The organism is Thermostichus sp. OS-CIW-31, from assembly GCF_054060305.1.
In genome coordinates this window covers 23,850-47,338 of record NZ_JBSSDA010000008.1, presented here as the reverse complement: position 1 = coordinate 47,338, position 23,489 = coordinate 23,850, and the positions used below count along the sequence as shown (strand labels likewise).

The following is a 23,489-nucleotide window of genomic DNA, read 5'->3' as shown; positions in this document are numbered from 1 at the left end:
AAGCCCTACGAGCCCAGTGGAGATGCTAGACTAGTAGGTCAGTGAGATTCCACCAACTTCGGCCTCCTTACGCTTTCGCAGCCAATTTGCGACTGGATTGGAAGGTTTAGTTTTCTTCTGGCTTTTGCCGGATTAGGATAGCCAAGAGCAAGCAGCAACGAGGATCCCATGGCCAAATATGACTCCCATCTAAAGTGCTCCTTCTGCAACAAGTCACAGGATCAGGTGCGTAAGTTGATTGCGGGGCCGGGGGTCTACATCTGTGACGAGTGCGTGGAGCTCTGCAACGAGATTTTGGATGAGGAACTCTACGACGGCAACACTCCTCCTGCTGCCGCCCCTGCCGGCGGCCGGCGTGAAGCTCCTAAAAAATCCTCCCGCAGCCTGCCTTCTTTGGCGCAGTTGCCCAAGCCGCAGGAGATCATGCGCTATCTCGACCAATATGTGATTGGCCAAGAAAAAGCTAAGAAGGTTTTGTCGGTGGCGGTTTACAACCACTACAAGCGTCTGGCTGCCAAGGCCAACCCCGGTAGCGTCGGAGTTTCGGAACTGGATGAGGTGGAGCTACAGAAGTCCAACATTTTGATCATTGGCCCCACTGGCTCCGGCAAAACCCTGCTGGCGGAAACCCTGGCTCGCATGTTGGATGTGCCTTTTGCGGTTGCAGATGCTACCACCCTTACGGAAGCTGGCTATGTGGGCGAGGATGTGGAAAACATCCTGTTGCGCCTGCTGCAGGTGGCGGACATGGACGTAGAAGAGGCCCAGCGCGGCATCATCTACATCGACGAAATCGACAAAATTGCCCGCAAAAGCGAGAACCCCTCCATTACCCGCGATGTCTCCGGCGAGGGGGTGCAGCAGGCTTTGTTGAAGATGCTGGAAGGGACAATAGCCAACGTGCCTCCCCAGGGAGGGCGCAAGCACCCCTATCAAGACTGCATTCAAATCGACACTTCCAACATCCTCTTCATTTGCGGGGGGGCTTTTGTTGGCCTGGAAAAAGTAATCGAGCAGCGCATTGGCAAGAAATCGATGGGCTTTATCAAGCCAGGGGAGCAATTGTCGGTTAGCCGCGAGCAACGTATGGCCAATGCCCTCAAGGCTTTGGAGCCTGAAGACTTGATCAAGTACGGCATGATTCCCGAATTCACGGGGCGGCTCCCGGTAGTGGCGACTTTGGATCCGCTGGATGAGAAGGCGCTGGAGGCGATCCTGACGCAGCCCAAAAACGCCATTCTCAAGCAGGCGCAGAAGCTGTTGCGCATGGACGGGGTGGAACTGGAGTTTGAACCTGCCGCCATTGCTGCCATTGCCAAAGAGGCTTATCGCCGCAAGACCGGGGCTCGCGCCCTGCGGGCCATTGTGGAAGAGCTAATGCTGGATGTGATGTACGAGGCACCCTCCCGCCGCGACCTAAAGCACATCCGCATCACCGCAGAGATGGTGGAGCGCCGTTCCACCCGCGAGCTGATTCCTCACCCCTCTACGCTGCCCAAGCCTGAGTCGGCCTAGAGTCGCGGCCCTTCCGATCCCTGCTGGATGAACTTATGATCTGTTCTTGAAAGAGGGGGCAGGAGATCCTATGGCAGGGACTGCGTTCCGCTGGCGCGAACGACAGCGGGTGGATCGTGAATATGCGGTAATTGGTCTGGGGCGCTTTGGTTCTAGCTTGGCTCTCACCTTGATGGAGCGAGGGCACAATGTCTTGGGGATCGACCGCAGCCGTGAGATCGTGCAGCGCCTGGCGGATCAGCTGACGCAGGTGGTGGCACTCGATTCCAGCGATGAAGATGCGCTGCGAGCGGTGGATATCCTCTCCTTCGACACGGTGGTGGTGGCCATTGGCAGCGATTTTGAGAGCAATTTGCTGACGACGGTGGCCCTGAAAAGTCTGGGGGTGCGCAATGTGGTCTGTAAGGCGTCGACCGAGCGGCAACGCTCTATTCTCCTGCGAGTGGGGGCAGATCGGGTGGTGTTGCCGGAGCAAGAGGCAGGGCGCCGTTTGGCTCAGGTGTTGACAGCACCGGGGATCCTAGATCAGCTAGAGCTGGAGCCGGGCTACAGCATTACGGAATTACAGGTGCCGGAGGCGTTGGTGGGCCATACGCTGGCGGAGTCGGATCTGCGTCGCCGCTTCGGCATCACGGTGCTGGTGGTGAAGCGAAAGCAATCGCTGGTGGTCTCTCCCCCCGCAGACTACCTGCTGGAAAAGGGGGATTTGCTGGTGGTTCTGGGGGCCAATACCAACATCTCGCGGCTGAATGAAATGTAGGGAGGGATCCGATGAGAGAGGACTCCGCCCCGCTTCCGCGAGAGGAGAGCTCTGAGCGCTTGGTTCCACCGGTGCCATCCCGCGCCCGCTACCTGCCGACACCGGGCTCGGCATTGTCTCAGTCCTCTAGGGCCTTCGGGAATCGTCTGCAGTGGTTTTTCGGGGGGGACAGGCGTCGCCCGCTGCCGCCGCCATTGCGGCTGGTCACAGGGTTGGGGCTCTTGGCAGTGGTGGGAACTTTGGTGCTCATGTTGCCGGGGATCGGGCGTGGGGATCCCTTGAGCTGGAATGAGGCGCTGTTTACGGCCATGTCGGCCCTGAGCGTGACGGGGCTCTCGACGATTGTGGCGGCGGAGGATCTCACCCTGTTGGGCCAGATTGTGCTGCTGATCCTGATTCAGATTGGCGGGGTGGGCTTCATGGTGTTGGCGGTGGTGGTGTTTCAATTGATCGGGCGGCGCATTTCCCTGCTCAATCGCTTGGCGCTGTGCAATTCGCTGGGTCTAATCGATCCGGGGGCGATCCTGGAATTGACTCGGCGGGTGCTGCTGGGGGTCACCCTCATTGAGTTGGGGGGGGCTTTGCTGCTCTGGGTGCATTGGCGGGATCTCTATGGGCCGGGGCGGGCGGTTTTTCTGGCTATTTTTCACGCGGTGTCCGCCTTTTGTAATGCGGGATTCGACCTGTTTGGCCGGGAAGGGATCCCTACAGATGGTCTGTCGCTGGCGATTTTGGCCGGTCTGATTTTTATCGGCGGTTTGGGCATCCCGGTTTTGTCGGATTTGTTAACCTGGCCACGGGGCCACCGCCCCTCTCTGCACACCCGGATTACCCTGGGCGTGGTGGTGGTTTTGCTCTGCACGGGCGGCATTGGCTTGTTTTTGGGAGAGAGCTTGCCCGGCGGATCCCTGCTGGAGGTAAGCTGGCCCCACCGCTTGGGCCTGACGTTTTTTCAATCGGTTTCTGCCCGAACGGCTGGGTTTGCCGCGATCCCCATTGAGGATTTGACCCCGGCAAGCCAGTTGCTGCTGATGGCTCTCATGTTTATTGGGGCAGCCCCAGCTTCTATGGGGGGCGGCATGACCACCGGCACCTTGGCGGTGTTGGTGTTGGCCTTGTGGGGCTATGCCCGCGGTTTGCCCAGCGCTCAGATTGCCGGGCGCAGCTTGGATCCCTCCATGGTGCGCAAGGCGGCAGCGGTGTTAACGGTTTCTCTGTTTGTGGTATTGTTGGCGGCTTGGTTGATTTTGCTGACCCACAGTAACAGTAGGTTGGATCCGGTGTTGTTTGAGGTGATCTCCGCCTTTGCCACCTGCGGCCTCTCGACGGGCTTTACTGGGGAGCTCAACTGGTTTGGCCAACTGATCATTGTGCTGGTGATGTTCTGGGGCCGGTTGGGGGCATTGACCATTGTCTTGGCCTTGGCTCAACAACAGCCCCGCCCGTTGGTAACCTACCCTGAAGAGTCGATCCTAATCGGTTAGTCCAGAACTGAGGAGAGAGCAGCCTCCGTTAGACTGAGTAAGGGATCCCTTCGTCCCTCTCGTTACCGGGAGCCATCCGTGTCCAAGTTCCTTTTAATTGGTTCTACTGAGCCCTTCAGCGGTAAGTCGGCTGCCATCTTGGGTTTGGCCAAGCATCTGCAGCAGCAAGGGATAAAAGTCACCTATGGGAAGCCCATCGGTTCTTGCGAGCGGGAAGATTGCTCGCTGGAAGGGGGCGATCCGGATATGCGCTTTGTGGCGGAGTCTCTGCGGCTGACGATGGATCAAATGCCGCCGATGCTGCTCCGGCTCAACGAAGAGGCTTTGCTGGCTCAAATGAAGCGAGCTCCCGGGGATCCAGCTCCAGAGTGCCCGGTTGCCCCTCTGTTGGAGTTTGTCCAGCGCTCCCCTGCCGATTTGGTGCTGCTGGAAGGCCCAGCCGATCTTTACGAGGGGGAATTGTTTGGCCTGTCGCTGGCCAAGATGGCCCAAGCCCTGGATGCTCCGGTACTGCTGATCAGTCGCTACCATTCCTCCTTGGCTGTTGATTCTCTTCTCTTTGTCCATCGTCAACTGGGATCCCATTTGGCAGGCGTGCTGCTGAACGATGTGCCACCTGACCAAATGCAACCGGCAAAAACGATCATTCGGCCTTTTTTGGAGGGACAAGGGATCCCGGTCTTGGGCATTTTGCCCTCCCATCGCATTTTGCGCAGCATTAGCGTTGGGGAGTTGGCGCGGCAACTGGATGCTGAGGTGCTCTGCTGCCCGGATCGGATGGACTTGATGGTTGAAGACATCGCGGTGGGGGCGATGAACGTCAACTCGGCCTTGAAGTACTTCCGTAAGCTGGATCACAAGGCGGTGATCACCGGCGGAGACCGCACCGATATTCAACTGGCCGCCCTAGAAACTTCCACCCTCTGCCTGATCTTGACCGGCAAGCTCCCTCTGGATCCCCGCATTCAGTCTCGAGCAGAAGAGCTGGAAGTGCCGATCCTCTCGGTGGATCTGGACACCTTCACCACCATCAACCGCATCGAACGGGTTTTTGGGCAGATTCGCCTGCACGAGGAGGTGAAAGTCCGCTGCATCCAAGAGCTAATGTCAGCGAATTTTGACTTTTCCCGTCTCTATGCCCATTTGGGCTTGACACAACCCCTAGTGTCGGCGGTAGGTGCATAAGAAAAGTTATTACTGGCTTCTCTATATTTGGTGTCTAAATAGATATTTCTTCGAGATTGAGCACTATATCTGATCAAGACGAAATAAGCTCAGTTTTGACGCGCTGGTCTCTAGTGTCTGATGCTTTCCAGTATCTGCAATGATTTCTGCAAAAAAACGCAGGGATCTATCGCCAGTTTGGCCTACTCACCGAATTCGAGAGATATCATGCGAGTATTCATCACCTCAACACACCACTCCTCCCCCAGATTTTCTGGGGGTTTTTGTTCGTACTGTTTTTAACCTTGTGCGTCAGTGTCACGTAAGCTGATGTTGACGGGGTTTATGCTGCTAATAGTGTGAAACAAAGCTTTTCTGAAGCTGAATACACTAAACAGTGGTGCCGGCACGCCCTTCTGCAATAAGATGCAGTGTCTGTTGTCGAGCCGGGATCCCAAATGTTGCCGTTAGCGCCGGATGAGCACCATGGCCAAGGTTTCACGGATGCACAGCCGCAAAGGAGCGGGCCCCAGCCGTCTGGTTGCCTGCCCCCACAGTGGCATCTTCACCGACGGGGGATGTTCTCCCAATCCGGGGCCAGGGGGATGGGCTGTGGTGGTGGTTCAAGATGATCAAATTGTGGAAGAGTTTTGGGGAGGGGATCCCGATAGCACCAACAACCGCATGGAGTTGACCGGCCTCATCCGGGCCTTGCAATATTGCCGCCACACCCAGGGCAACGGCGTAAATACCATCTACAGCGACTCCCACCTTTGCGTACAGACCTACAACGACTGGATGGATCGCTGGGCAGCGCAGGGGTGGCGGCGGCGCACCGGGCCGGTGGAAAACTTGGATCTGGTTCAGGAACTGTATCAACTAAAGCAGCAGTGCCCTCAGGTGCAGGTGGTTTGGATCCCAGCCCACCAAGGTCTGCGCTGGAACGAGTACGTGGATGGGTTGGTTGCCCAGGCTCGAGCCAGAGTGACCGTTCCTCCAGAAGTTAGGGGTTGAGGTTCCACACCGGCAGTGGGGGCACTGTGAAACTGGTTAGCAGCAAGATGCTTGCCAAGACTACAAGGCTGTTAGGCTTGGCTTGACTGCAAGGTGCAGAACTTCCTGGATGGTTTTAGCCATGCGCTCCCAGGTAAAAGACTTAACCCACTCTAAGCCTTTCCTGACTTTCTCAGCGCGCAACTTGGGATCCAGAACCTGAACCAGGGTGTCCGACAAAGAGTCCTCTACATAAAATGCAGCTTCTCCTCCTACTTCCACTAAGGCAGAGTTGGGATAGATAATGACAGGGGTCCCACAGGCCATGGCCTCCAATACGGGTAGCCCGAATCCCTCATATGCACTTGGGTAAACCAGCGCCACGGCATTCTGGTAGGCTTGAACCAACTGCTGCAGATCTAGATAAACATTCATAACAGGTTGCGGAGCTGCCGCCTGTCGATAAGCCTCTGGAGTCGACCAGGAATGAGTGCAAAGGACAGGGAAAGGCTTATAGGACCACTGCTGATAAGCTTCAAAAAATAACTCCTGTCGTTTGTAAGCGCCTTGGTGGCATCCAATCAGCAGCCAGTGCTTGGGAATAGCTGAGGGATCCGGCTTGAATACACTGGTGTCAACCCCAGGGTAAGCTACTACTGCCTCTTTGCCAGTTAGACGCAGCAAGTCACAGGCCGTGTTTTGGCTAACAGCTACAATGCGAGCGGCTGCTTCAAGGGCTGCGTGCTTTTGGCGCCACATGGGATCTGAGAGATCCCAACCCAGCACTTCTGGGATCATGTCATGGAGCAGGAGCACCTGCGGAATGTCAGAGGGCAGGTATGTATGGTAGGTGCTCATAAAAACATCAGCCCCTGACCAAATAAAAGCTTGTCTCAACTCAGGATCATCCCAGCGGGCGTAGCTAAAGGGGTGACCCTGCATTCTCTCGACACCCTGGGGTAGCTCTCCCATGCCACCCCGATCGTAGAAAGTGATGCGAATCCCCAGCTGAGGCAATTCCCGCAGTAAGTTGCGCCAAACTGTAGCAATACCAGTTTGGTGCATCTGGAAGAACACCCCGTCCACAAATAGGTGAAGACGTTGCCGCACCTCTACCACCAAGGGATCCCCGTATGCCCAGGGGAAAAAGGGCTGCAGGGAGCAGGGCTTTTCCGCTTTTTGCAACTCTTCCCAAGCTCTGACAGCTCCTTGGTAGCCGTAGTAGGATTCCTTAAACTCCACCTGCTTTCGCAATGCATAGGCATAGTGGTCAAACACTAAGCCCTCTGCTTCCGTTTGGTCTGCGGTCAGAACCCTCTCGGGAAGTCGTCCCTTTCGGATCAATACAGGTGGCTCGTGAGTTTGCCACTCGCACTCAGAGGGATCCCATCTCCAGACCCGCCACCACTCCATCTGGGGGTTGTTGCCCCACTTACCTTTGTTGTCCAGGACAAGATTGGGGCCCACGAAGTAACGACAGTAGAACTGGGCCGCCTCTAGAGTGGGATCTGCTTCAAAGCGTCGATGAACCCGCCGGATTTGTTCGACTGTCCAAATTTCGTCTGCATCCAACTGCCACAGCAAGCAGGGATAGTCAGGTTGGGCTGCCCTGACCATTTCAATTTTGCCATCCCAAAACTGGCCATCGGGCTTCTGAACAAGCCGAACACGGCTGTCTTTGGCTGCCAAGTCCCTCAAGTATTCGACCGTACCATCCAAGCTGTGCCCCTGGGAGTATTCCTCAGGGATGCGGCCGCCGTTGGCTAAGCTCCACCCTGTGTCATGGCGTAAGGCAGCAACGCCCTCGACCACCACCCACTGCCAGGGGATCCCTAGCTTATCCAACTCGCAGAGGGTGGAGTAGTGGCGCTCAATGTACGGCTCCCCGTCTAAAACAATGGTGAAGAAGTGAATGGGAAGAGTGGCTCTGCTGTCTTTAAAGATGGCAAAGCCTTTGCGGACATTTCCCCAGCAAATGAGTCGGTAGCCATAGCTGGAGAGCTCCGTCAAGCAACGGCTGTTCTTAAAAGCGAAGATGTCATCCAGGGCAATATACTTGGGGCGAGCGCCCTGTTCCAAAAAAGCTTGGAGGTCATACCAGCCCGTAAACTCGCCGCCGTCAATGAGAAGAAGGTCGGGGTTGGGAACTCGGCTTGCCCCATCCGTGGGAACAGACTTGAGTAAATCTTGTCCCTCCTGGTGCCATTCCAGAGCCTGCTCTCGGCTATAGGGGGCCCAGAAGCTGGAGCAAGATTTCAGCCATTCTTCCACCTCCTCCACTGTAGCGATCCTAGGTTGGGCAGCAGCGTGAATGGGGATACAGCGGGGATCCTTGCTTACCCTTCTAGCCAGCTCTTTGTAGCGCTCAGGATGAGCTTCTATGCTGTAGATGCGAACAGAGTTGGGAAGGGCGTAGCGCAAAACAGCTGTGGATCCTTCTCCACTACTGGCCCCTACCTCGACCACCACCCGCAGGGAGGGATCCCTGCAAATTTCTGCAAGAGCTGCTCCAAAAGGCTCATCTAGCCGGATTTCTGGTGGGATATACCACTCTGGCCAGGCGGAGTCGCCGTTCCGTTTCTGATTGACCCAGCGGCCATACGCAGCAGCAGCTTCTCGATGATAGAAGGAACTGGCTGTGGGTAAAAAGGCATCAGCCTCCTCCTGAGAGAGGTCACGAAGGTATTGAGTAACCTGAAATAGCCACAGGCGCGCCACTTCCTCGCCTGTCTGGGGATCGTAAAGAGAGTTGATAAAGGCATTTGGAGGCCAATCTTCTAGAATTTGCTTCAATACTAACCACACCCAATCCTCTTCCCCAGCTCTAGCGAAGCAGTCAAGGCTGTGCGCCAGCAGCTGAAGTCTATGGTGGTGGTGTACAGGAAGCTTTAGGGCTTCCTCCCGCATGCGTTCTGCAACAGGTTGATAGACAATCGACAGAACTTGCAAAAGTCGCTTTGTCTGTGGCCACAATAACCCTTCTAGAGATCCACCCCTGTACCTTTCTGCAAACTCAGGAGCGATGGAAAGAGCAATGGTCTCTAGGAGAATTGAGGGAATACTTTCTTGTTCGGCCTGGGCAAAAAAGGCAGAGTAGGATCCTTGCCAAAATAAAGTTCCCAGCTGTTCAAAGTTGGTGGCTTGCGTCACAGCTAATGACCCCCATTGCTCTTCCTGCTAGAGAGAAGGAGTAGCTCTGCTTAAGCTCAAGCATAGCAAGGATTGCAACTTCTGGCAAAGGGAGAAGTGTCATTGCCTGGGGAAAAGCAACATGTACAGGAAAGCTTCAAGTTTGTTGCAGGAAATGTTCAACTGATAACTATTCCTGTCTTGGCTGCTATCGCCGCGGGGCAAGCATTTCGTGGACTTTGGTTCACTACAGCTCCTCCAGGCCGAGTTTGGGATCTTATTACGCTACAGCCTACTAAGAGGCTACAGGATACAGCTGTAAGCCTGCCTGTTCTGGACTCATCGGAATCAAGCCTCAGAAACACGACGTTTTGTATCCCTTGATCTGTGAACAGGCCGTAGGTTTACTCACAATTTAGACTATCTTGTTAGACTATCTTGACTTGTGCTAGAGTGGACTGTTTTTTCACTTACAGAAAATTTGGGTTTGCAGGCTCATGCCTAGATGCTACGATTGGCTATATCCACTAGCCGCTTAGGTAGCCGCCATGCAAGTCCAGCTTCATTCTCGGCTGCGCCCTCTCTCTCTGACGTTGATGGCGGTGGGGGGCTCTTGGCTCCTGGGATCCTGCCAACTCAGAGGGCCACAGGTACAGTTGCCCGGCGATGTTCTGCCGGAAACCGCGCTGGTTCCCCAGTCGGCGCCCCTGGTGCTGACCTTTTCTACCCAACCGGAAGAATCTTTTCGCACTCACCCTGACCTTTTGGCCCAGTGGGAGAGCTGGACGGCAGAAGCTTTGGCTGAAACCGGCAAGGAGTTCTCTCGGGAAGAGATGCAAGCTTGGGCTGGCGAGCAATTCACGATGGCAGTGGTGATCCCCAATCTGGTGCCCGGAGCTGCCGAGCCGGTGCCTGGGATCCTGTTTGGAGCCAGCACCCGCAACGCCGATTTGTCCGGGCAATTCTTGGCCCAGGTGCGGCAACAGGCAGCAGCAGAAGGGGCGAACTTCGAGCAGCGCCAGGAGCAAGGGGTCACCTTGTATGTGCAAACCAACGGAGAGCCGGGCGAGCGATGGGTGACTGCTGAGTTTGGCAACCGCTTTGTGGCGGTGGCCAACGACCCGAGGGTGATGCAGCAGGCGATTGCTGTGTATCGCGGCGAAGCAGAGCCGATTGGCCGCTCCGAAAGTTTCCGCACCGCTGTTGGCGATCTGTATAAGAGCGGCACGCTGGCCTTTGCCTACTTCAACTTCCAGGCTTTGCAGGAGGATCCCGAATCTTTCAAAGACTGGATGCAGGATCTGGATCCGGCGACGCTGGGATCCCTGCAACCCCTGCGCTCTTTGGCCATGGCTGCCCACTGGCAGGAGCAGGGCCTGCGGCTGCGCATGTTGACCCAGACCGATCCGAAAACCCAGGTGCAGGGGGGGTGGCAAACGGCTCGCGGCGAACTTATTCAGCGGCTGCCCGGCAATGCCTTGGCGGTGCTGACCACCCAGCAGATTGCCCAGCGCTGGCAAGCCGTTATGCCTGAGCTGGAAAAAGATCCGCCGGTCAAGGAGTCGTTAGAGGAGCTGCGGGCTGAGTTTCGCGCCAATACTCGCTTGGACTTGGAAAAAGATCTGCTGGCTTGGATGGATGGGGAGATGGCCCTGCTGGTGGCACCGGATGCCCAGGCCCATCCCCTGTTGCAGGGCATGGGAGCAGCCTTGGTGATCGAGACCAGCCAAAAAGACAAGGCCAACGCGGCCCTGACTCAGTTGGATCGGCTGGCCCAAGAATCCGGAGTAGGGGTAACGGAAGCCGGTGGGCAGGTGATCTGGGCGGATCCCTTGTTTAACCGCCCGCTTTTGACCCGCGCCTGGGAAGGCAACTATTTGATCGTGACCAGCAGCACGGCGGCGCTGCAAACCCTCGCCCAACGCCAGGGCAATTTGCTTCCCCAAACCGAGCCGCTGAAAACCCTCTACGATCAGTTGCCCAAGCCCAACTACGGCTACTTTTTGCTGAATTGGCAAGGGATCCGAACAGTGCTGGAGGCCACACTACCGGGTGGTTTGGCAGGCTTGGAGCCGGAGGCCCGTGAGCTGCTGACCCGCATCGATGGGCTGGGGATTACCAGCTACCCTGCCGGGGATCACGCCTTTGGGGTGGAGCTGCTGGTTACTGTGCCACCAAAGCCCCAGCGATAAAACCGTGTCTCACGTTCTTCAGTCTTCCTAGGGGTTGGGGGTGAGGGCTATAGCCGAATTAGGCCATAGGTAAGGGCATAGCGAACCAGCTCGGTGCGGCTGCTGGTGCCTGTCTTGTTCAGCAGGCGGGTGACGTATTTTTCCACGTTGCGCACGCTGGTTTGCAGCTGCTTGGCAATCTCCTTGTTCATCAGCCCTTCTGCCACCTTCTCCAACACCTGTTGTTCCCGCGGCGTCAGCTCTACCTTAATGGGTGGGGGCAGGGGGGTGGGGGCAGAGGTCTGGGCAGGCGTGGCTGTGGCAAGGGTGCGCTCCGACAGCAGGGCGCGAATCGAGGCCAGCTCGCGGGCCACTACCTCCGAAGGGCTGGCAGCGCGGGATCGCTCAATGAGATTGGAGACGATGGCCACCAGCTCCTCCGGATCGAAGGGCTTGGGCAAATAGGCATCGACACCGGCCCGGTAACCCTGGATGCGGTCGGCGGTCATCCCCTTGGCGGTGAGGAACACCACCGGCAGATGGCTGTAGGGCTCGAGTTTTCGCAGTTGGGCCAAAAATTGATAGCCATCCATGCCCGGCATCATGATGTCGGAGATGATCAACTGAGGCTGGGCCGTGCTGAGCAGTTGCAGAGCCTGCTGGGCGTTGGCCGCCGGGATCACCTCAAAGCCGCTGTCCTCGAGGTAGGCTTGCACCGCTTCCCGTAAGCCGGGTTCATCATCTACTAGCAGAATGCGGGCTGCTGGACTGGCAGCAGGGGGTTCGGGTTTGGCTGGGGGAGAAGAGGCCATCTGCAGCTCCTGGGTAGCGTTCAAGCGTTTGGCGGCACCTGCCATCCCATATCTCTACAATCTTCCTACTAACCTGTGGGCAATCTCAGGCGAAAACAGGAGCCTTGGGGGGAGCTTTCCACCTGGAGATCTCCGCCCATCCGGGTGGCCAGGTCGCGGCTAATGGCCAACCCCAGCCCCTGCCCTGGCTTAGAAAGATCTGCCCGAAAAAAGGGATCGAAGATCCGCTCCAGGTTCTCAGGGTGGATGCCGGGGCCGTTGTCGCAGACGGCAACGAACACTTCCCGTTGCGAAGCAGTTGAGGGATCTTCACCCAGCTCCACCTTCAGCCGGATCTCACCTGGGGGCGGGGTGTACTTGCAAGCGTTGTCGATCAGGTTATCAAGCACCTGCCGCAGGGCACGCGGATCGGCTTGTACAGGGGGTAGGGAAGGGGGCAGGACGGCTTGAAAGTGGTGTCCCTGGGTTTCGGCCAAGGCTTGATAGATGGGGATCCACTCCCGCAGCAGGTCGGCCAAGGAGAGGGGCTGAAGCTGGAGGGGGGCCGGGATCCCGTCCAAACGCTCGAACTCCGCCAGCAGCTCCTGCAAATGCTTGCACTCCTGTTCAATGCTCAGGCCAATCCAGTGGTTGCGATCCTCTGGGGGCAAGCGTTTTTGCAATAACTTGGCCAGCGTGCTCAGGGCGGTGAGAGGATTGCGCATTTCGTGAAGCAAAGTGGAAAGCTGCTGGGCAGAAAGAGTGACCCCCTTAACCTTGGGTTCTCCGGCTCCGCAGACGGGTTCAGGCTCTGGATGGTGTTCAGCAACTTTTCTGGCTCTCGGCATGGATCCAATCCCTAGACTCTCCCGGCGCTGGCAGATCGATCCTAGCCCCATCTTCCCTGGGTTCCGCCACATCAGCGTTGAGACGGTATCGGGATCCCAACTGGGTGGCTTATAGCTGGCGGGGCAGGTAGATGTTGAGAACTTCCCCCCGACGGGCGCGGTGGCGCACGGTGAGGTAGCCCCCCAAGGCGCGGAACAGAGTTTGGGTGACGGGAAGGCTGAGGCTCACTGCACCGGTATCCGGCTGCACGACCAACAACTGCCCAATCGCCTGAGGGGATTTGGGCTCTGAGGCAACAGTGGCGTCGCTGCCCTCAGGTGTGTTGACCTGAAACTGAAGTTTGACCAGCTCCCCTGCGCTGACCAACTGGGCGCGAATGTGGCTGCCAGCCGGGGTGCTGCGGGCAATGCGGTCGACCATGCCAAACAGCACCGCTTCCAGCGCCTTGGGATCGCTGACCACATCCGGCAGCTCATCGGGAATCTCCAACTCCAGTTGGGATCCCCGCCGTTCCACCTGCTCCTGCCAGCGAGGCAGGTTTTGCCGCACCAAGTCCACCAGCGCAATGGGCTCTAGCTGAAGCCGACGCCCCTCCTGTGGGGTAGCAGCGGGCATCACCGTTTCTGTAGCCTGGAAAAACAGCCCGAAGCGGTTGATTTGCTCGGTACATTCGCGGTCAATTTTCTCCACGTATTCCCGTACCCGCGACGGCAGATCGTGCCGCTTCAGGATGAGACTAACCAAGGTGCGGATGGTGCTGAGGGGCGTCTGGATCTCGTGGATGAGAGCCCGCAACAGTTCTGCCTCCGAAAGGCTGTTCTGTTGGCCTTGACCGGCAGGCTGGCCATGGGAAGGAGGAGACCGCCGCTTCTGCCAATCTTCTGGCCGGGTTGTGGGCGCAGGGGAGTTCTCGGCTCTGGCGGGGGGTAAGCGAGCAGGCGGGGATCCCGACTCGGCCAGGTTTCCCAGCAGAAGAAGGCTGCTGAAGCGGGCCAGCACCCGCACATGAGGCTCCATGAGGGGATGGTGCTTGATCAGCTCCTGCCAGAGGGGCAGGCGATCCGGCCTACCCTGTTGAACCCGCTGCTCTAGGATCTGCCAAGCCCGATGCACCACTTCCGGCTCAAAAGACACCATCATCCCCCTTTGCCGCGTGTGGGGGTGATGCCCTTGGGCGGCCACCGCCGAAAAAACAGGGGTGAGCACCAGCAAAAAAGGCTCCTCCACCAGGGGATCCTGCGGCAGGAGAGGGATCACCGTCTGGCCAGGGGTCAGAATCGACTCGGGGGACAAGTCGGGGGTAAACAGCCAGGGATCTTCACGGGCCAGCTCCCGCAGCTTCAGGTTCGGTTCTGGAGCGTCAATGGGCGACGGCAGTTGAGGCAGCGGATCCCGAACCACCCAGGGGGGCCACCAAGACACCGGCCCACCGATCACCACCCCAAACTGTCCAACTTCTTGCCATAGCTGGAGCAGGGCTGCCACCGTCTGCTGCCAGGAGCGCTCTCCTGCCCCCGGCAACCATTCCGGCAAGGGCAGATCGGCCCACAAAGCTTCCATCAAGGACAGAAATCGGCGGCTGTTCACGGATCTCTTTGACCCATCCTTCCCTTGTAGGGTAGCGGTTGTGGCCCCTCTGGGGCAGGGGAAAACCTCACCTTTTCCGGGGCGGATCCCCGTCTCACTCAGGGACAAGAATCCTCGTCCTCATACGGTAGCGAGTCTGTCCAATCAGCCTACCCGTCCATCCGGCAGAGTTGCCCCGCGCAAATTGGCCCCGCTGAGGTTGGCTGTGCTCAGATCGGCTCGGGTTAGGATTGCCTCGCCGAGATCGGCATTTTCCAGGTTGGTGCGGCCCAAATAGGCATCCACCAGGTTGGCACACCGCAAATCGGCCCCGGCCAGATTGGCCCGACTCAGATCTGCCCGCGCCAGTTTGGCCGAGCACAGACAACTGGCGGAAAGATCGGCTGCGGCCAGATCCGCCTCGCTCAAGTTGGCCTCTGTCAGATTCACCTGGCGAAGTATCGCCTCCTTCAAGTTGGCCCGCGCCATCTGCGCCCCTTGCAGGTCTGCCCCCAAAAAAGAAACCCCCCTCAGGTCGGTCTCGCTCAGGATGGCCCCTTGCAAACGGGCTTGCTGCAGGCTGGCCCCTTGCAAGTTGGCTTTGATCAGACTGGCCTCTTTCAGGTTGGCCCCGCTCAGGTCGGCCCGCGTCAAATCCGCTCCCGACAGGTTGGCTCCGCTGAGATCGGCGCGGCTGAGGTTGGCGTTGCGCAGTACCGCTCCCCGGCGGCTATCGAAACGGAGATTGGCCCCCCGCAGGCAAGCCCCTCCCAAGTTGGCACTGGTGAGGTTGGCCCAGCGCAGATCCGCATCCAGCAGGTTGGCATCGATCAACAGGGCCAGCGTTAGGTTGGCCCCATGCAAATCTGCCCCTTGTAGGGTGGTGCCGTGCAACTGGGCATCCCTGAGATCCGCCTCGCTCAAGTCCGCCTGGCTGAGGTTGGCCCCCCCGAGGTTAGCCCCGACGAGGTTGGCCTTCTGCAGCTTGGCCCGCCCCAAGAAGGCGAAGATCAAGTTGGCGCTGTGCAGGTTTGCTTGGGAGAGATCCACCCCGATCAAATCGGCCCGGCTCAGGTCAAGGGCGGCCAGGTTTTCGCCGGCAAAGTTGATCCGTCCTGCCCGGTAAAGCCGGAGCAGATCCTTGGCATCCATAGAAGAGAGGGGAGAGCTCAGAGAAGTGAGAGAGGAGCTGCACTGGTGGTTATTCTAGATAAGGATCCGGGCGTTTCCCCAGCACTCTGCGCAGCTGATCGCCAGTGTTGAACGGGATCCCCAAACAGCGGGTTTGAGCTTCAAACCAGCCCGAACAGACGGCGCTCTGCCTCCTCCATGCGATCCAAGAAAGCAGCAAATTTGGTGGAGATCTCCCCCACTTCCTGCAAAAAGGCGCGTAGTGTTTGGTACTTGAGAACCAAGGCTTCCTCTAGGGTGCAGGTTTGGAACTGCTCATCCAACGCCTTGCCCAACTCGCTCAGGGCCTGTTCGATAGCAGTTTTGACAGAGCCGACGCTGCGCCGCACCAAACGCATCACCTCCTGCTCCAACTGCGGCTTTTGCTGGGCCAGCTCGCTGCTGGCCAACACCTGTCTTAGGGAAGCATAGGGATCCGCCAGCTCAGCGGGCATTTCGGTAACCGCCTCCGGCAGAGCCTGTTTTGCATTGCTGACGCGCAGGGGCTGCACCAGGCGCCACTCCGATTGTTCTAGCTTTTTCAAGATCCCCATGAACATTGCGGCGGATCCCTCGACATCCCTCAAGAAGCCGCGCAGCACCTGGTGTTTGAGCGTCAGATATTGGGCGGGATCCTCATCCTGTAGCCCTTCGTCCAGGGCATTGCCCAACTCGCTCAGGGTATTCTCGATGGCAACCATCAGGGATCCGGCGCTGCGATGGAGCAGTTGGCAGCAGGGCTCTGGGATCTCCTGTCGCAGGTCAGAAGAGGGGCCGGGTGGTGTTGTCCAGGTTGCAAAAGCCAGAGGATCTGCAGGTTCTTCCTCATCTTCTGGGATCCCAGCGTCAATCCAAGTCATGGAACCGGACAAGGACTCTGTCCTGCCGGCACGAACGGCATCTTCCGTATTCAGCCAATCCAGATCGGCAGAGGGGAGCTCGGCAGCCAACCCTCCAGCGGCGACCGTTTCCGGGGGCACCTCAACGTAAAGAGGCTTCAGCATCTGCAGCACGGCGTTGGCGGCTTGGCCATCCTGATCCGGCTCCTGCAACTGCTGCACCGCCTCCTTCAGCCGGGCTTCCAGTTCTTGGGGGGAGGCGCAGGCATCGTAGAGGGCTCTGAGCAGCTCGTCCAGGCTGTAGCGCCGCAGGGCCGCCAACCCCTGCAGAGTAGGCTCTACTTTGTGGTACAAAGCCGTGAACAGAACCAGCTTGGCCCGCAAAGGGCTGGTTTGCCGCATCACCCCTGCCCGCAGCTCGAAGGGATCGTAGTCTTGCTTTTGCAGTCGTGGGCTTCCATACTCCAAGGACAAGATAGGCGAGGGTGCGGCCCAAGCTGATGGCTCCTTGGGCGAGGGCATGAGTGGGCTAGAGGGATCCGCTTGGGGCTGTTGATACAGGGGCTGTAGCTTGCTTAGCAGCATCTTGGCGATGCGAGCATACTCGGCTTTTTTGTTGATGCGGCTAATGGCATCTCGAAAGCGCTGGCCCAAAGCATCAAGGGTAGCGTGCTGGCGGCAGAGCTGCTCCAGCAGAGCTTTCAGGTCTATTTGGTTCAACTTGCTGACATCGCTTTCCCAAGTGCTGGTGCAGGCAAAGTAAACCAGCTTTTTCACTCGGTCTGCGTACCCGCCCTGCTGCACTTCTTGCACAACAAGGCCAAAGGGATCCGAGACAACCATAGGGAGCTGCTAAGCAGGAGCATGACTCTAGTCAATAATAAGCTCAACTATACTGAAAATAATGTATAATATAATATGTTCAGTACGGATTACTACCAGTTGATCTTTCTGTTTACTTTCGAGTCTGCCAACATGGTAGCCAAAGCAAAGCAGAAAATTGGTAGTAAGACGACACGGAAACTGCGCTTTGGGTATTCTACTCAAAGCTTTGCGGGATACCGCCATTCTGTTTGGACTCCGTCCCGCTAACGCGAATGGAAACAAACAGAATGCTATCGCTGCATAGTTGAACAGTGATGTTCAGCAGTGTTCAGCGTAAATGTATCAGTAGGTGGATCTAAGCTTACGAGGATCTTTGCGGTTTTTGAACAAGGACGGGTACCTTGCTGGGCAGAATAACACATCCTTCCCAGACCTGATGTTTGCCCAGGGATCCCCCAGCCATCAAGTGGGATTTAGCGGCCTATTTTTTGCAGGGCTTTTTCCACCTGTACTACATGGCGGTTCAGTCCCAAGTTTTCCGCCGGGATCCCCAGGGCCAGGCCCACCAATTGTGGCAAATGCAGGATCGGGATCCCCAGCTTGCGCCCGATCACCTCTTCCACCTCCGGCTGCCGAGAGTCCAAGTTGAGGTGACATAGAGGACAGGGGGTAACCAAACAATCGGCTCCCGCCTCTATTGCCTCTACGAGATGCCGGCCTGCCATCGAGAAAGACTGCTGCGGGGCGTAGCTGGAAATGGGCCAACCGCAACACTGGGTGCGCCCGCGATACCAAACGGGGGTGGCCCCCAAACGCTCGAAGAGATCCTCCATCAAATGGGGATCCCGTGCCACATCAAAGCGGGAGATGTCGTAGGCCCGCAACAGATAACACCCGTAGAAGGCAGCGCAGCGCAGTCCCAGGAGAGGCCGTTTGACCTGTTGGGCCAATCGCTCCAGGCCGTAGTCATGAGCCAGCACCCACAGCAAATGGCGCACATCGCCTGTGCCCTGGTAACGGCTCTCGCAGCCTCCTTTCTGGCACAGGGCCTGCACCTGGTGAAAGTACTCTGGATTCGCGGTTTTCGCAGCTTTTAACTTTTCATTCACGCGGCCCAGCACTCCCTGACAGGTGCTGCAGTGGGTAAGCATCGGCAGCCCCAGCGCTTCCGCCAAAGCCAGGTTGCGGGCATTTACCGTATCTTCCAGCAGCTCCGATTCTTCTTTGAAGGTGCCCGAACCACAGCAAGAAGCAGCCTCCAGCTCCACCAGTTCAATGCCCAGATGCCGCGCAATCTGGTCGGTGGAGTCATACAGCTCACGACAGGCCCCCTGGGCCACACAGCCGGGGTAGTAGGCGTAGCGCAAAGGTGAAGGAACAACCGCGGTCATGAGAAGACGTGAGAAGAAGAGAATTGGGTTTGCGATCTCAACGGTAATAACAATCCATGGATCCATTGCCCACACAGCAGAGCACTGGCCTGCCTGCAGAGCGGGAACCCAGAGCCTAAGATCCTACACCCATGCGCTGCCACAGCACATCCGTTGCTGCCCAGGACAGGGAGTTTGTCAAAGCTTCCCTATTTATCTGCCCCTATTTTGAAACCATTCGGAGCCGATACCCTATTTTTCTCCCTGCCTAGTGCCTCCCTAGCCGATGTCGGGTAGATTTGGCGGTAGCCATCGCTGAGGAATCGGTCAACGCCTTATGAACAGCCCGATCCAGGATCGCGATTTCCCCTTTTCACCCCGCTCTAAGCAGGGCAGTCTGGGTTGGAGCCTTCCTCTAAAAGGTTGGGGATTTAGCTTGTTTTTCGGATCCCTAGTTTGGGCAGGATGGGCAAGTCAACTCCAGCTATGGGCCCAGCCGGTCGAACAGCAACCTCAGGAAGAAGTCCTTGTGCCGGGGCGCAATCTCGATCCTGGGGCGCAAATCCGGGTGCGTAACGAGCTGGTCAAGATCTGTGGGGACTATCGTTGCGAAGATTACCGCTTTTCGGTGCGAGTACCGATCAGCCCTGAAGACACCCTGGAAACTCTGCTGGGGCGGCTGGATACGGAGATGCTGCGGGAGGTGGATCGGGTGTTTCAAACTCGGCCCGATTTGAATCGAGTCATTGTCGATGGCTACGTCTTCTCGGGTACTCCCGCTTTTGTCAGCCGGGAAGTGCTGCTGCAAACAATGTTTGTGCCCCGTCACCGTTGGGAAGTGGGCCGCTTTGGGCCAGAGCAAGATGCGATTTTCTATGCCGAGCTGTTGGGACAGGTGACGCCCTTTCTAACTCCATCCCCAACCCCCACGCCTACACCTGGGCCTGTGCCTGGAGAAGGTGTGCCCCCTCTGCCCCCGCCTCCTGGGGAAACTCCTCCCATAGAGGCAACGCCTACCCCTCAAGAAACCCCAGCCCCTCCGCCTCCGCCCCAAGGGGATGTGATCCAGCGGCAGCCGATTCAGCCCTGATGGGTTTGTTGGGTAGCTGAGTCTGGGTTGTGAAGGATCCCTCGTTATAGTCATTTCAAACCAGATTGAGATACTCCCCAAGCGCTCCGCGCCGCTGCCCTTACCCCCAGTTTCTCTCTGGGAGAGGGAGTTAGGAATCGACATAACGAACCGTTTCACTGCTGTTTGAAATAACTAACTATAATTTGTGACCAGGCCAGTGCCCTCCCAGTTGTCGCGGGGTTGAGTCCTGAGCCGAGGTGATCTAGGCTTCAAAAGTGGAGGGATCCCTCCAATTCATTGCTTGACTGGTGTGTGGCGGCATGGCAGGACACAGCAAGTGGGCCAACATTAAACGGCAAAAGGCCCGTGTAGATGCCAAAAAGGGCAGCCTCTTTACCAAACTCTCGCGGGCCATCATCGTGGCAGCTCGCAACGGCTTGCCAGATCCGGATGGGAATTTTCAGTTGCGGGCGGCAGTGGAGAAAGCCAAAGCAGCGGGGATGCCCAGCGAAAACATTGAACGAGCCATTGCCAAGGGAGCCGGCAACTGGAGCGACGACAGCCCCCTGGAAGAAGTTCGCTACGAGGGCTACGGCCCCGGTGGGGTGGCTGTGTTGATCGAGGCCATGACCGACAACCGCAACCGCACGGCTGCCGAGGTGCGAGAAGCCTTCAGCAAAACCGGCGGCAGCTTGGGAGAAGCCGGCTGCGTGAGCTGGCTGTTCCGGCAAAAAGGGGTGATCAGCCTGGAGGAGGTGTTGGATCCCGAAGCCCTGTTGCTGGCGGTGGCGGAAGCGGGAGGAGACGACTTCAAGGTGGAAGGCACAGGAGCAGAGGTGTACTGCGACTACTCTTTGCTGGAGCAGGTGGCCACCTACCTGAAAAAAGAGGGCTACCCAGTGCAAGATGCGGCCATCCGCTGGATCCCATCCACTGAGGTGCATGTGGAGGATCCCGATACGGCCAAGTCAGTGCTTGCCCTGATGGAGCGTCTCGACAACCTAGACGATGTGCAGAATGTCTATGCCAATTTCGAGATCGACGAGGCGGTGATGGAAAGCCTGGCCTAAAGGTTCTAGCGCAGCTTGACGGCGGTGCCGGCGGCGGTAACGAGGATCATTGTCGTGCTCATGTTGGTATGAATGCTAACGCCTAGGATGCCATTTGCTCCCAAACGTTTGGCTCGCTGCTCCAACTCTTCCAAAACCTTTTTCTGGGCATTCTCGAGAACTTCTTCATAGGTTCTTGTGCGTCCCCCGATGATGTTGCGGAGGGTAGCAAGGAAGTCCCGTAGAACATTGGTGCCATAAACTACCTCGGCGGTAACAATGCCCAAGTAACGCTCAACCTCTCTACCTTGGAGCACGTCTGTAGTGGTCAGCAACATCAGCTTGCTTCCTGGGTCAACACCCACCAAGATAGTCGGGATCCTCAACCTTTGGAATCGGGTTCTTGCCCTGTGTTTTCAGCAGAGTGGCGATATGTCGAAGGGCGACCAATCCCTACAGATAACCGTTCCACAACGCATAGTCATTTATCTCACCGTTGAGGTGAAACAAACGACCGGTTGCTTCCTGCTAAGGCCTCCGGCCCGCTAGCGCGATCAGTTGAAATAGATGGTAATAAAAACCACGACTGCTATCAGCCCTTGCCGCGTGGTAGGGCGCTCAAGGGGATCCCTGGCCAAGACCGGCGGCTGATACAATAGCTGCCCAGGGATCCAAACCAAAGATCTCTAGATCTCTGCTTTTCCAACAGGATTTCCCCACAAGCCCGATGGCAGGCCCGATCCGAGTGGTGGGTAGCTTGAACATGGATTTGGTGGTGCAGGTGCCCCATCATCCCGGCCCTGGGGAAACGGTGCTGGGATCCGACTACGCCACCTACCCTGGCGGCAAGGGGGCCAACCAAGCGGTGGCAGCGGCGCGGGCGGGAGCCCAGGTGGAAATGTGGGGAGCGGTGGGATCCGATGAGTTTGGGCGTCTGCTCCAAGAGAACCTGGAGCACAACGGCGTGGATACCCGCCACCTGAGGCAGTTGGAGGGGCCCAGCGGCCTAGCTTTGATCACAGTGGATCCCGGCGGGCAAAACAGAATCGTGGTCAGCCCTGGAGCCAATGGTCGCTATCTGCCGGAGCATTTGCCTCCCTTTACCCCGGCGGCCCTGCTCCTGCTGCAACTGGAAATCCCCCTGCCCACCGTGCAAGCTGCAGCAGAACAAGCCTTTGCCCAAGGGATCCCGATTTTGCTCAACCCTGCGCCCATCGTGCCATTGCCGGGATCCCTGTTGCGCCAGGTTCGCTACTTGGTGCTCAACGAAACCGAAGCGGCTGCCCTTGCCCAATCCCCTGTGGAGACGCCGGAACAAGCCCAAAAGGTGGCTCAAGAACTGCAGAAACACGGGATCCCAGCCGTTATCCTCACCTTGGGAGGGGCAGGGCTGGTCTGGGCAGATGGGGAAGAAAGTGGCCATTGGCCAGCTCATCCTGTGGAAGTGGTGGATACCACCGCTGCCGGAGATGGGTTTTGTGGGGCCTTAGCTGCTTGTTTGGCTGCCGGGGGATCCCTGAGGGAAGCCCTGCGTTTTGCCAATGCCGCCGCTGCTTTGGCCGTAACCCGTGCGGGAGCCCAACCTAGCTTGCCCCAGCGCTCTGAGATTGAGGCATTTTTGGCCTCTGCCGTAGAAACAGCATAGACTGCTGCTTATCAAAAGTTTTCGACGTCTGCGGTGGAGAAGTTCATTGGCCGTTTGCGTGAGCGCTATGGGGAAACCGCAACCTCCACAGGACAGAGCGGGGCCAAATCCTTTTTCCGAGCTGCTACTCATAGCCGGCGGAGGGGATCCCTTGCTCCATTGAGTACTGCTCAATAGTGCCTTGTCTTCCCTTGTGGGTGTCTTTAGAGTTAGGAAGTGAAAAGAAAGTATTCGGTAATTCTGATAAAGGCCCGTGAGTACCCTCCTTGCTGAAGATGACGCTCTCTACCGTCAGCATGTTCATAGCCTGCTAACACAACATTTGCCTGAGTTCGGCCCGGTGTATATAGCCTCGAATGGTAGAGAGGCGTTGGAACTTTACCGCCAGCACCACCCCAGCTTCGTGTTGATGGATATCCGCATGCCCGAGATGGCCGGGATCGAGGTAGCGCGGCAGGTTTGGTCAGAGTGCCCCAGCACGCGCATCATTTTTTGGTCGCATTTTGCCGATGAAGTCTATGTGCGGGAACTGCACAAGATCGTGCCTCCGCAAACTGTCTATGGCTACCTTTTGAAAAATTGCACCGATGAAAAATTGGTCAGCGCCATCCAAGCGGTGGTGCAGGATGAGCAATGCGTGATCGACCGAGAGGTGCGCGGAGTCGATTCCCGTTCACAAAACAAAATCACCGGTCTCAGCGATGCCGAGTACGAAGTGCTGATCGACATTGCCCTTGGCCTCACCGACCAGGCCATTGCTGCACGGCGCTTTTTGTCCCGCCGAGGGGTAACCAACCGTCTGCGCAACCTCTACGACAAGTTAGAAGTCAGCAACGACCAAATTGAGAGCGACGAGTGGGGAACCACTTTCAGCTTGCGGGCCAGAGCCATCCGCCTTGCTTTCAAACGGGGGTTGATCAACGCCCAACTGCTGGATGAGGAGGAAGTGCATTTGGATCACTGGCTCAGCCGCTACCGACTGGATCCGCTGGACTAGAGAGGGGGTGTTCGAGCCGTCATCGCTCTTGGCAAGCACTTGTAGTCAATTCCCTTGCCAGCGACCAAGGAGACTTGGGCTCAATGGCTGGCCACCCCGC

The 23,489-nt window shown here is 57.5% G+C and carries 18 protein-coding genes; 10 read left to right on the top strand and 8 right to left on the bottom strand.

Annotation, left to right across the window (positions count from 1 at the left end; all coding sequences use genetic code 11):
- The first annotated feature begins 168 nt into the window (after nucleotides 1-168).
- From clpX to ACVWY9_RS06450, 5 genes are all read left to right on the top strand, one after another.
- The gene (clpX, locus tag ACVWY9_RS06470; protein ID WP_414343692.1) at nucleotides 169-1,515 is read left to right on the top strand and encodes an ATP-dependent protease ATP-binding subunit ClpX; all 1,347 of its coding nucleotides are present in this window, start codon (nucleotides 169-171) and stop codon (nucleotides 1,513-1,515) included.
- A gap of 70 nt (nucleotides 1,516-1,585) precedes the next feature.
- Nucleotides 1,586-2,275, top strand: coding sequence for a potassium channel family protein (locus tag ACVWY9_RS06465; protein WP_414329043.1), 690 nt, complete (start codon nucleotides 1,586-1,588; stop codon nucleotides 2,273-2,275).
- Nucleotides 2,276-2,286: 11 nt separating this feature from the next.
- Nucleotides 2,287-3,759 (top strand): TrkH family potassium uptake protein, encoded by a 1,473-nt coding sequence (locus tag ACVWY9_RS06460; RefSeq protein WP_457387830.1) that lies wholly within the window; start codon nucleotides 2,287-2,289, stop codon nucleotides 3,757-3,759.
- A gap of 78 nt (nucleotides 3,760-3,837) precedes the next feature.
- The gene (locus ACVWY9_RS06455; protein WP_457384520.1) at nucleotides 3,838-4,944 is read left to right on the top strand and encodes a phosphotransacetylase family protein; all 1,107 of its coding nucleotides are present in this window, start codon (nucleotides 3,838-3,840) and stop codon (nucleotides 4,942-4,944) included.
- Nucleotides 4,945-5,409: 465 nt separating this feature from the next.
- The gene (locus tag ACVWY9_RS06450; RefSeq protein ID WP_457387829.1) at nucleotides 5,410-5,937 is read left to right on the top strand and encodes a ribonuclease H family protein; all 528 of its coding nucleotides are present in this window, start codon (nucleotides 5,410-5,412) and stop codon (nucleotides 5,935-5,937) included.
- 60 nt (nucleotides 5,938-5,997) lie between these two features.
- Here ACVWY9_RS06450 and ACVWY9_RS06445 read toward each other — a convergent pair whose 3' ends face one another.
- Complete coding sequence (locus ACVWY9_RS06445) at nucleotides 5,998-8,721, bottom strand: glycosyltransferase (RefSeq protein ID WP_457387828.1); 2,724 nt, start codon at nucleotides 8,719-8,721, stop codon at nucleotides 5,998-6,000.
- Nucleotides 8,722-9,593: 872 nt separating this feature from the next.
- On the opposite strand from ACVWY9_RS06445, the gene ACVWY9_RS06440 reads away from it, so the two are divergent.
- Nucleotides 9,594-11,237, top strand: a complete 1,644-nt coding sequence (locus tag ACVWY9_RS06440) for a DUF3352 domain-containing protein (RefSeq protein WP_457387827.1) — start codon at nucleotides 9,594-9,596, stop codon at nucleotides 11,235-11,237.
- Nucleotides 11,238-11,284: 47 nt separating this feature from the next.
- On the opposite strand, the gene ACVWY9_RS06435 is transcribed toward ACVWY9_RS06440, so the two are convergent.
- From ACVWY9_RS06435 to ACVWY9_RS06410, 6 genes are all read right to left on the bottom strand, one after another.
- Nucleotides 11,285-12,028, bottom strand: coding sequence for a response regulator transcription factor (locus ACVWY9_RS06435; protein ID WP_011432966.1), 744 nt, complete (start codon nucleotides 12,026-12,028; stop codon nucleotides 11,285-11,287).
- Nucleotides 12,029-12,096: 68 nt separating this feature from the next.
- On the bottom strand, nucleotides 12,097-12,855 hold the full coding sequence (locus ACVWY9_RS06430) for a sensor histidine kinase (RefSeq protein ID WP_011432967.1): 759 nt from the start codon (nucleotides 12,853-12,855) through the stop codon (nucleotides 12,097-12,099).
- Between the two features lie 109 nt (nucleotides 12,856-12,964).
- Nucleotides 12,965-14,416 carry a sensor histidine kinase gene (locus tag ACVWY9_RS06425; RefSeq protein ID WP_457387826.1) on the bottom strand — a complete coding sequence of 484 codons (1,452 nt, stop codon included), beginning with the start codon at nucleotides 14,414-14,416 and terminating at the stop codon, nucleotides 12,965-12,967.
- A 171-nt stretch (nucleotides 14,417-14,587) separates the two neighbouring features.
- Nucleotides 14,588-15,574, bottom strand: a complete 987-nt coding sequence (locus ACVWY9_RS06420; RefSeq protein ID WP_457387825.1) for a pentapeptide repeat-containing protein — start codon at nucleotides 15,572-15,574, stop codon at nucleotides 14,588-14,590.
- 140 nt (nucleotides 15,575-15,714) lie between these two features.
- Nucleotides 15,715-17,274, bottom strand: a complete 1,560-nt coding sequence (locus ACVWY9_RS06415; protein WP_457387824.1) for a hypothetical protein — start codon at nucleotides 17,272-17,274, stop codon at nucleotides 15,715-15,717.
- Nucleotides 17,275-17,729: 455 nt separating this feature from the next.
- Entirely contained in the window at nucleotides 17,730-18,647 is a 918-nt protein-coding gene (locus tag ACVWY9_RS06410; RefSeq protein ID WP_457387823.1) for a CoB--CoM heterodisulfide reductase iron-sulfur subunit B family protein, read from the bottom strand.
- Between the two features lie 316 nt (nucleotides 18,648-18,963).
- On the opposite strand from ACVWY9_RS06410, the gene ACVWY9_RS06405 reads away from it, so the two are divergent.
- Complete coding sequence (locus ACVWY9_RS06405) at nucleotides 18,964-19,716, top strand: hypothetical protein (RefSeq protein ID WP_457387822.1); 753 nt, start codon at nucleotides 18,964-18,966, stop codon at nucleotides 19,714-19,716.
- 302 nt (nucleotides 19,717-20,018) lie between these two features.
- A complete protein-coding gene (locus tag ACVWY9_RS06400) occupies nucleotides 20,019-20,768 on the top strand; it encodes a YebC/PmpR family DNA-binding transcriptional regulator (RefSeq protein WP_011432973.1) in 750 nt (249 codons plus the stop codon).
- Between the two features lie 5 nt (nucleotides 20,769-20,773).
- Here the strand turns inward: ACVWY9_RS06400 and ACVWY9_RS06395 are convergent, their stop codons facing one another.
- On the bottom strand, nucleotides 20,774-21,085 hold the full coding sequence (locus ACVWY9_RS06395; protein WP_414330438.1) for a YbjQ family protein: 312 nt from the start codon (nucleotides 21,083-21,085) through the stop codon (nucleotides 20,774-20,776).
- A 389-nt stretch (nucleotides 21,086-21,474) separates the two neighbouring features.
- Here ACVWY9_RS06395 and rbsK point away from each other — a divergent pair, with 389 nt between their 5' ends.
- Nucleotides 21,475-22,392 carry a ribokinase gene (gene rbsK, locus ACVWY9_RS06390; protein WP_414400639.1) on the top strand — a complete coding sequence of 306 codons (918 nt, stop codon included), beginning with the start codon at nucleotides 21,475-21,477 and terminating at the stop codon, nucleotides 22,390-22,392.
- Between the two features lie 253 nt (nucleotides 22,393-22,645).
- Nucleotides 22,646-23,389 carry a response regulator gene (locus ACVWY9_RS06385; protein ID WP_414424424.1) on the top strand — a complete coding sequence of 248 codons (744 nt, stop codon included), beginning with the start codon at nucleotides 22,646-22,648 and terminating at the stop codon, nucleotides 23,387-23,389.
- Nucleotides 23,390-23,489: the final 100 nt, after the last annotated feature.

Bases quoted from the DNA above. Each gene is read 5' to 3' on its own strand.
- clpX (WP_414343692.1), top strand. From the start codon at position 169: ATGGCCAAATATGACTCCCATCTAAAGTGCTCCTTCTGCAACAAGTCA.
- ACVWY9_RS06465 (WP_414329043.1), top strand. From the start codon at position 1,586: ATGGCAGGGACTGCGTTCCGCTGGCGCGAACGACAGCGGGTGGATCGT.
- ACVWY9_RS06460 (WP_457387830.1), top strand. From the start codon at position 2,287: ATGAGAGAGGACTCCGCCCCGCTTCCGCGAGAGGAGAGCTCTGAGCGC.
- ACVWY9_RS06450 (WP_457387829.1), top strand. From the start codon at position 5,410: ATGGCCAAGGTTTCACGGATGCACAGCCGCAAAGGAGCGGGCCCCAGC.
- ACVWY9_RS06440 (WP_457387827.1), top strand. From the start codon at position 9,594: ATGCAAGTCCAGCTTCATTCTCGGCTGCGCCCTCTCTCTCTGACGTTG.
- ACVWY9_RS06435 (WP_011432966.1), bottom strand. From the start codon at position 12,028: ATGGCCTCTTCTCCCCCAGCCAAACCCGAACCCCCTGCTGCCAGTCCA.
- ACVWY9_RS06430 (WP_011432967.1), bottom strand. From the start codon at position 12,855: ATGCCGAGAGCCAGAAAAGTTGCTGAACACCATCCAGAGCCTGAACCC.
- ACVWY9_RS06425 (WP_457387826.1), bottom strand. From the start codon at position 14,416: ATGGAAGCTTTGTGGGCCGATCTGCCCTTGCCGGAATGGTTGCCGGGG.
- ACVWY9_RS06420 (WP_457387825.1), bottom strand. From the start codon at position 15,574: ATGGATGCCAAGGATCTGCTCCGGCTTTACCGGGCAGGACGGATCAAC.
- ACVWY9_RS06415 (WP_457387824.1), bottom strand. From the start codon at position 17,274: ATGGTTGTCTCGGATCCCTTTGGCCTTGTTGTGCAAGAAGTGCAGCAG.
- ACVWY9_RS06410 (WP_457387823.1), bottom strand. From the start codon at position 18,647: ATGACCGCGGTTGTTCCTTCACCTTTGCGCTACGCCTACTACCCCGGC.
- ACVWY9_RS06405 (WP_457387822.1), top strand. From the start codon at position 18,964: ATGAACAGCCCGATCCAGGATCGCGATTTCCCCTTTTCACCCCGCTCT.
- ACVWY9_RS06400 (WP_011432973.1), top strand. From the start codon at position 20,019: ATGGCAGGACACAGCAAGTGGGCCAACATTAAACGGCAAAAGGCCCGT.
- ACVWY9_RS06395 (WP_414330438.1), bottom strand. From the start codon at position 21,085: ATGTTGCTGACCACTACAGACGTGCTCCAAGGTAGAGAGGTTGAGCGT.
- rbsK (WP_414400639.1), top strand. From the start codon at position 21,475: ATGGCAGGCCCGATCCGAGTGGTGGGTAGCTTGAACATGGATTTGGTG.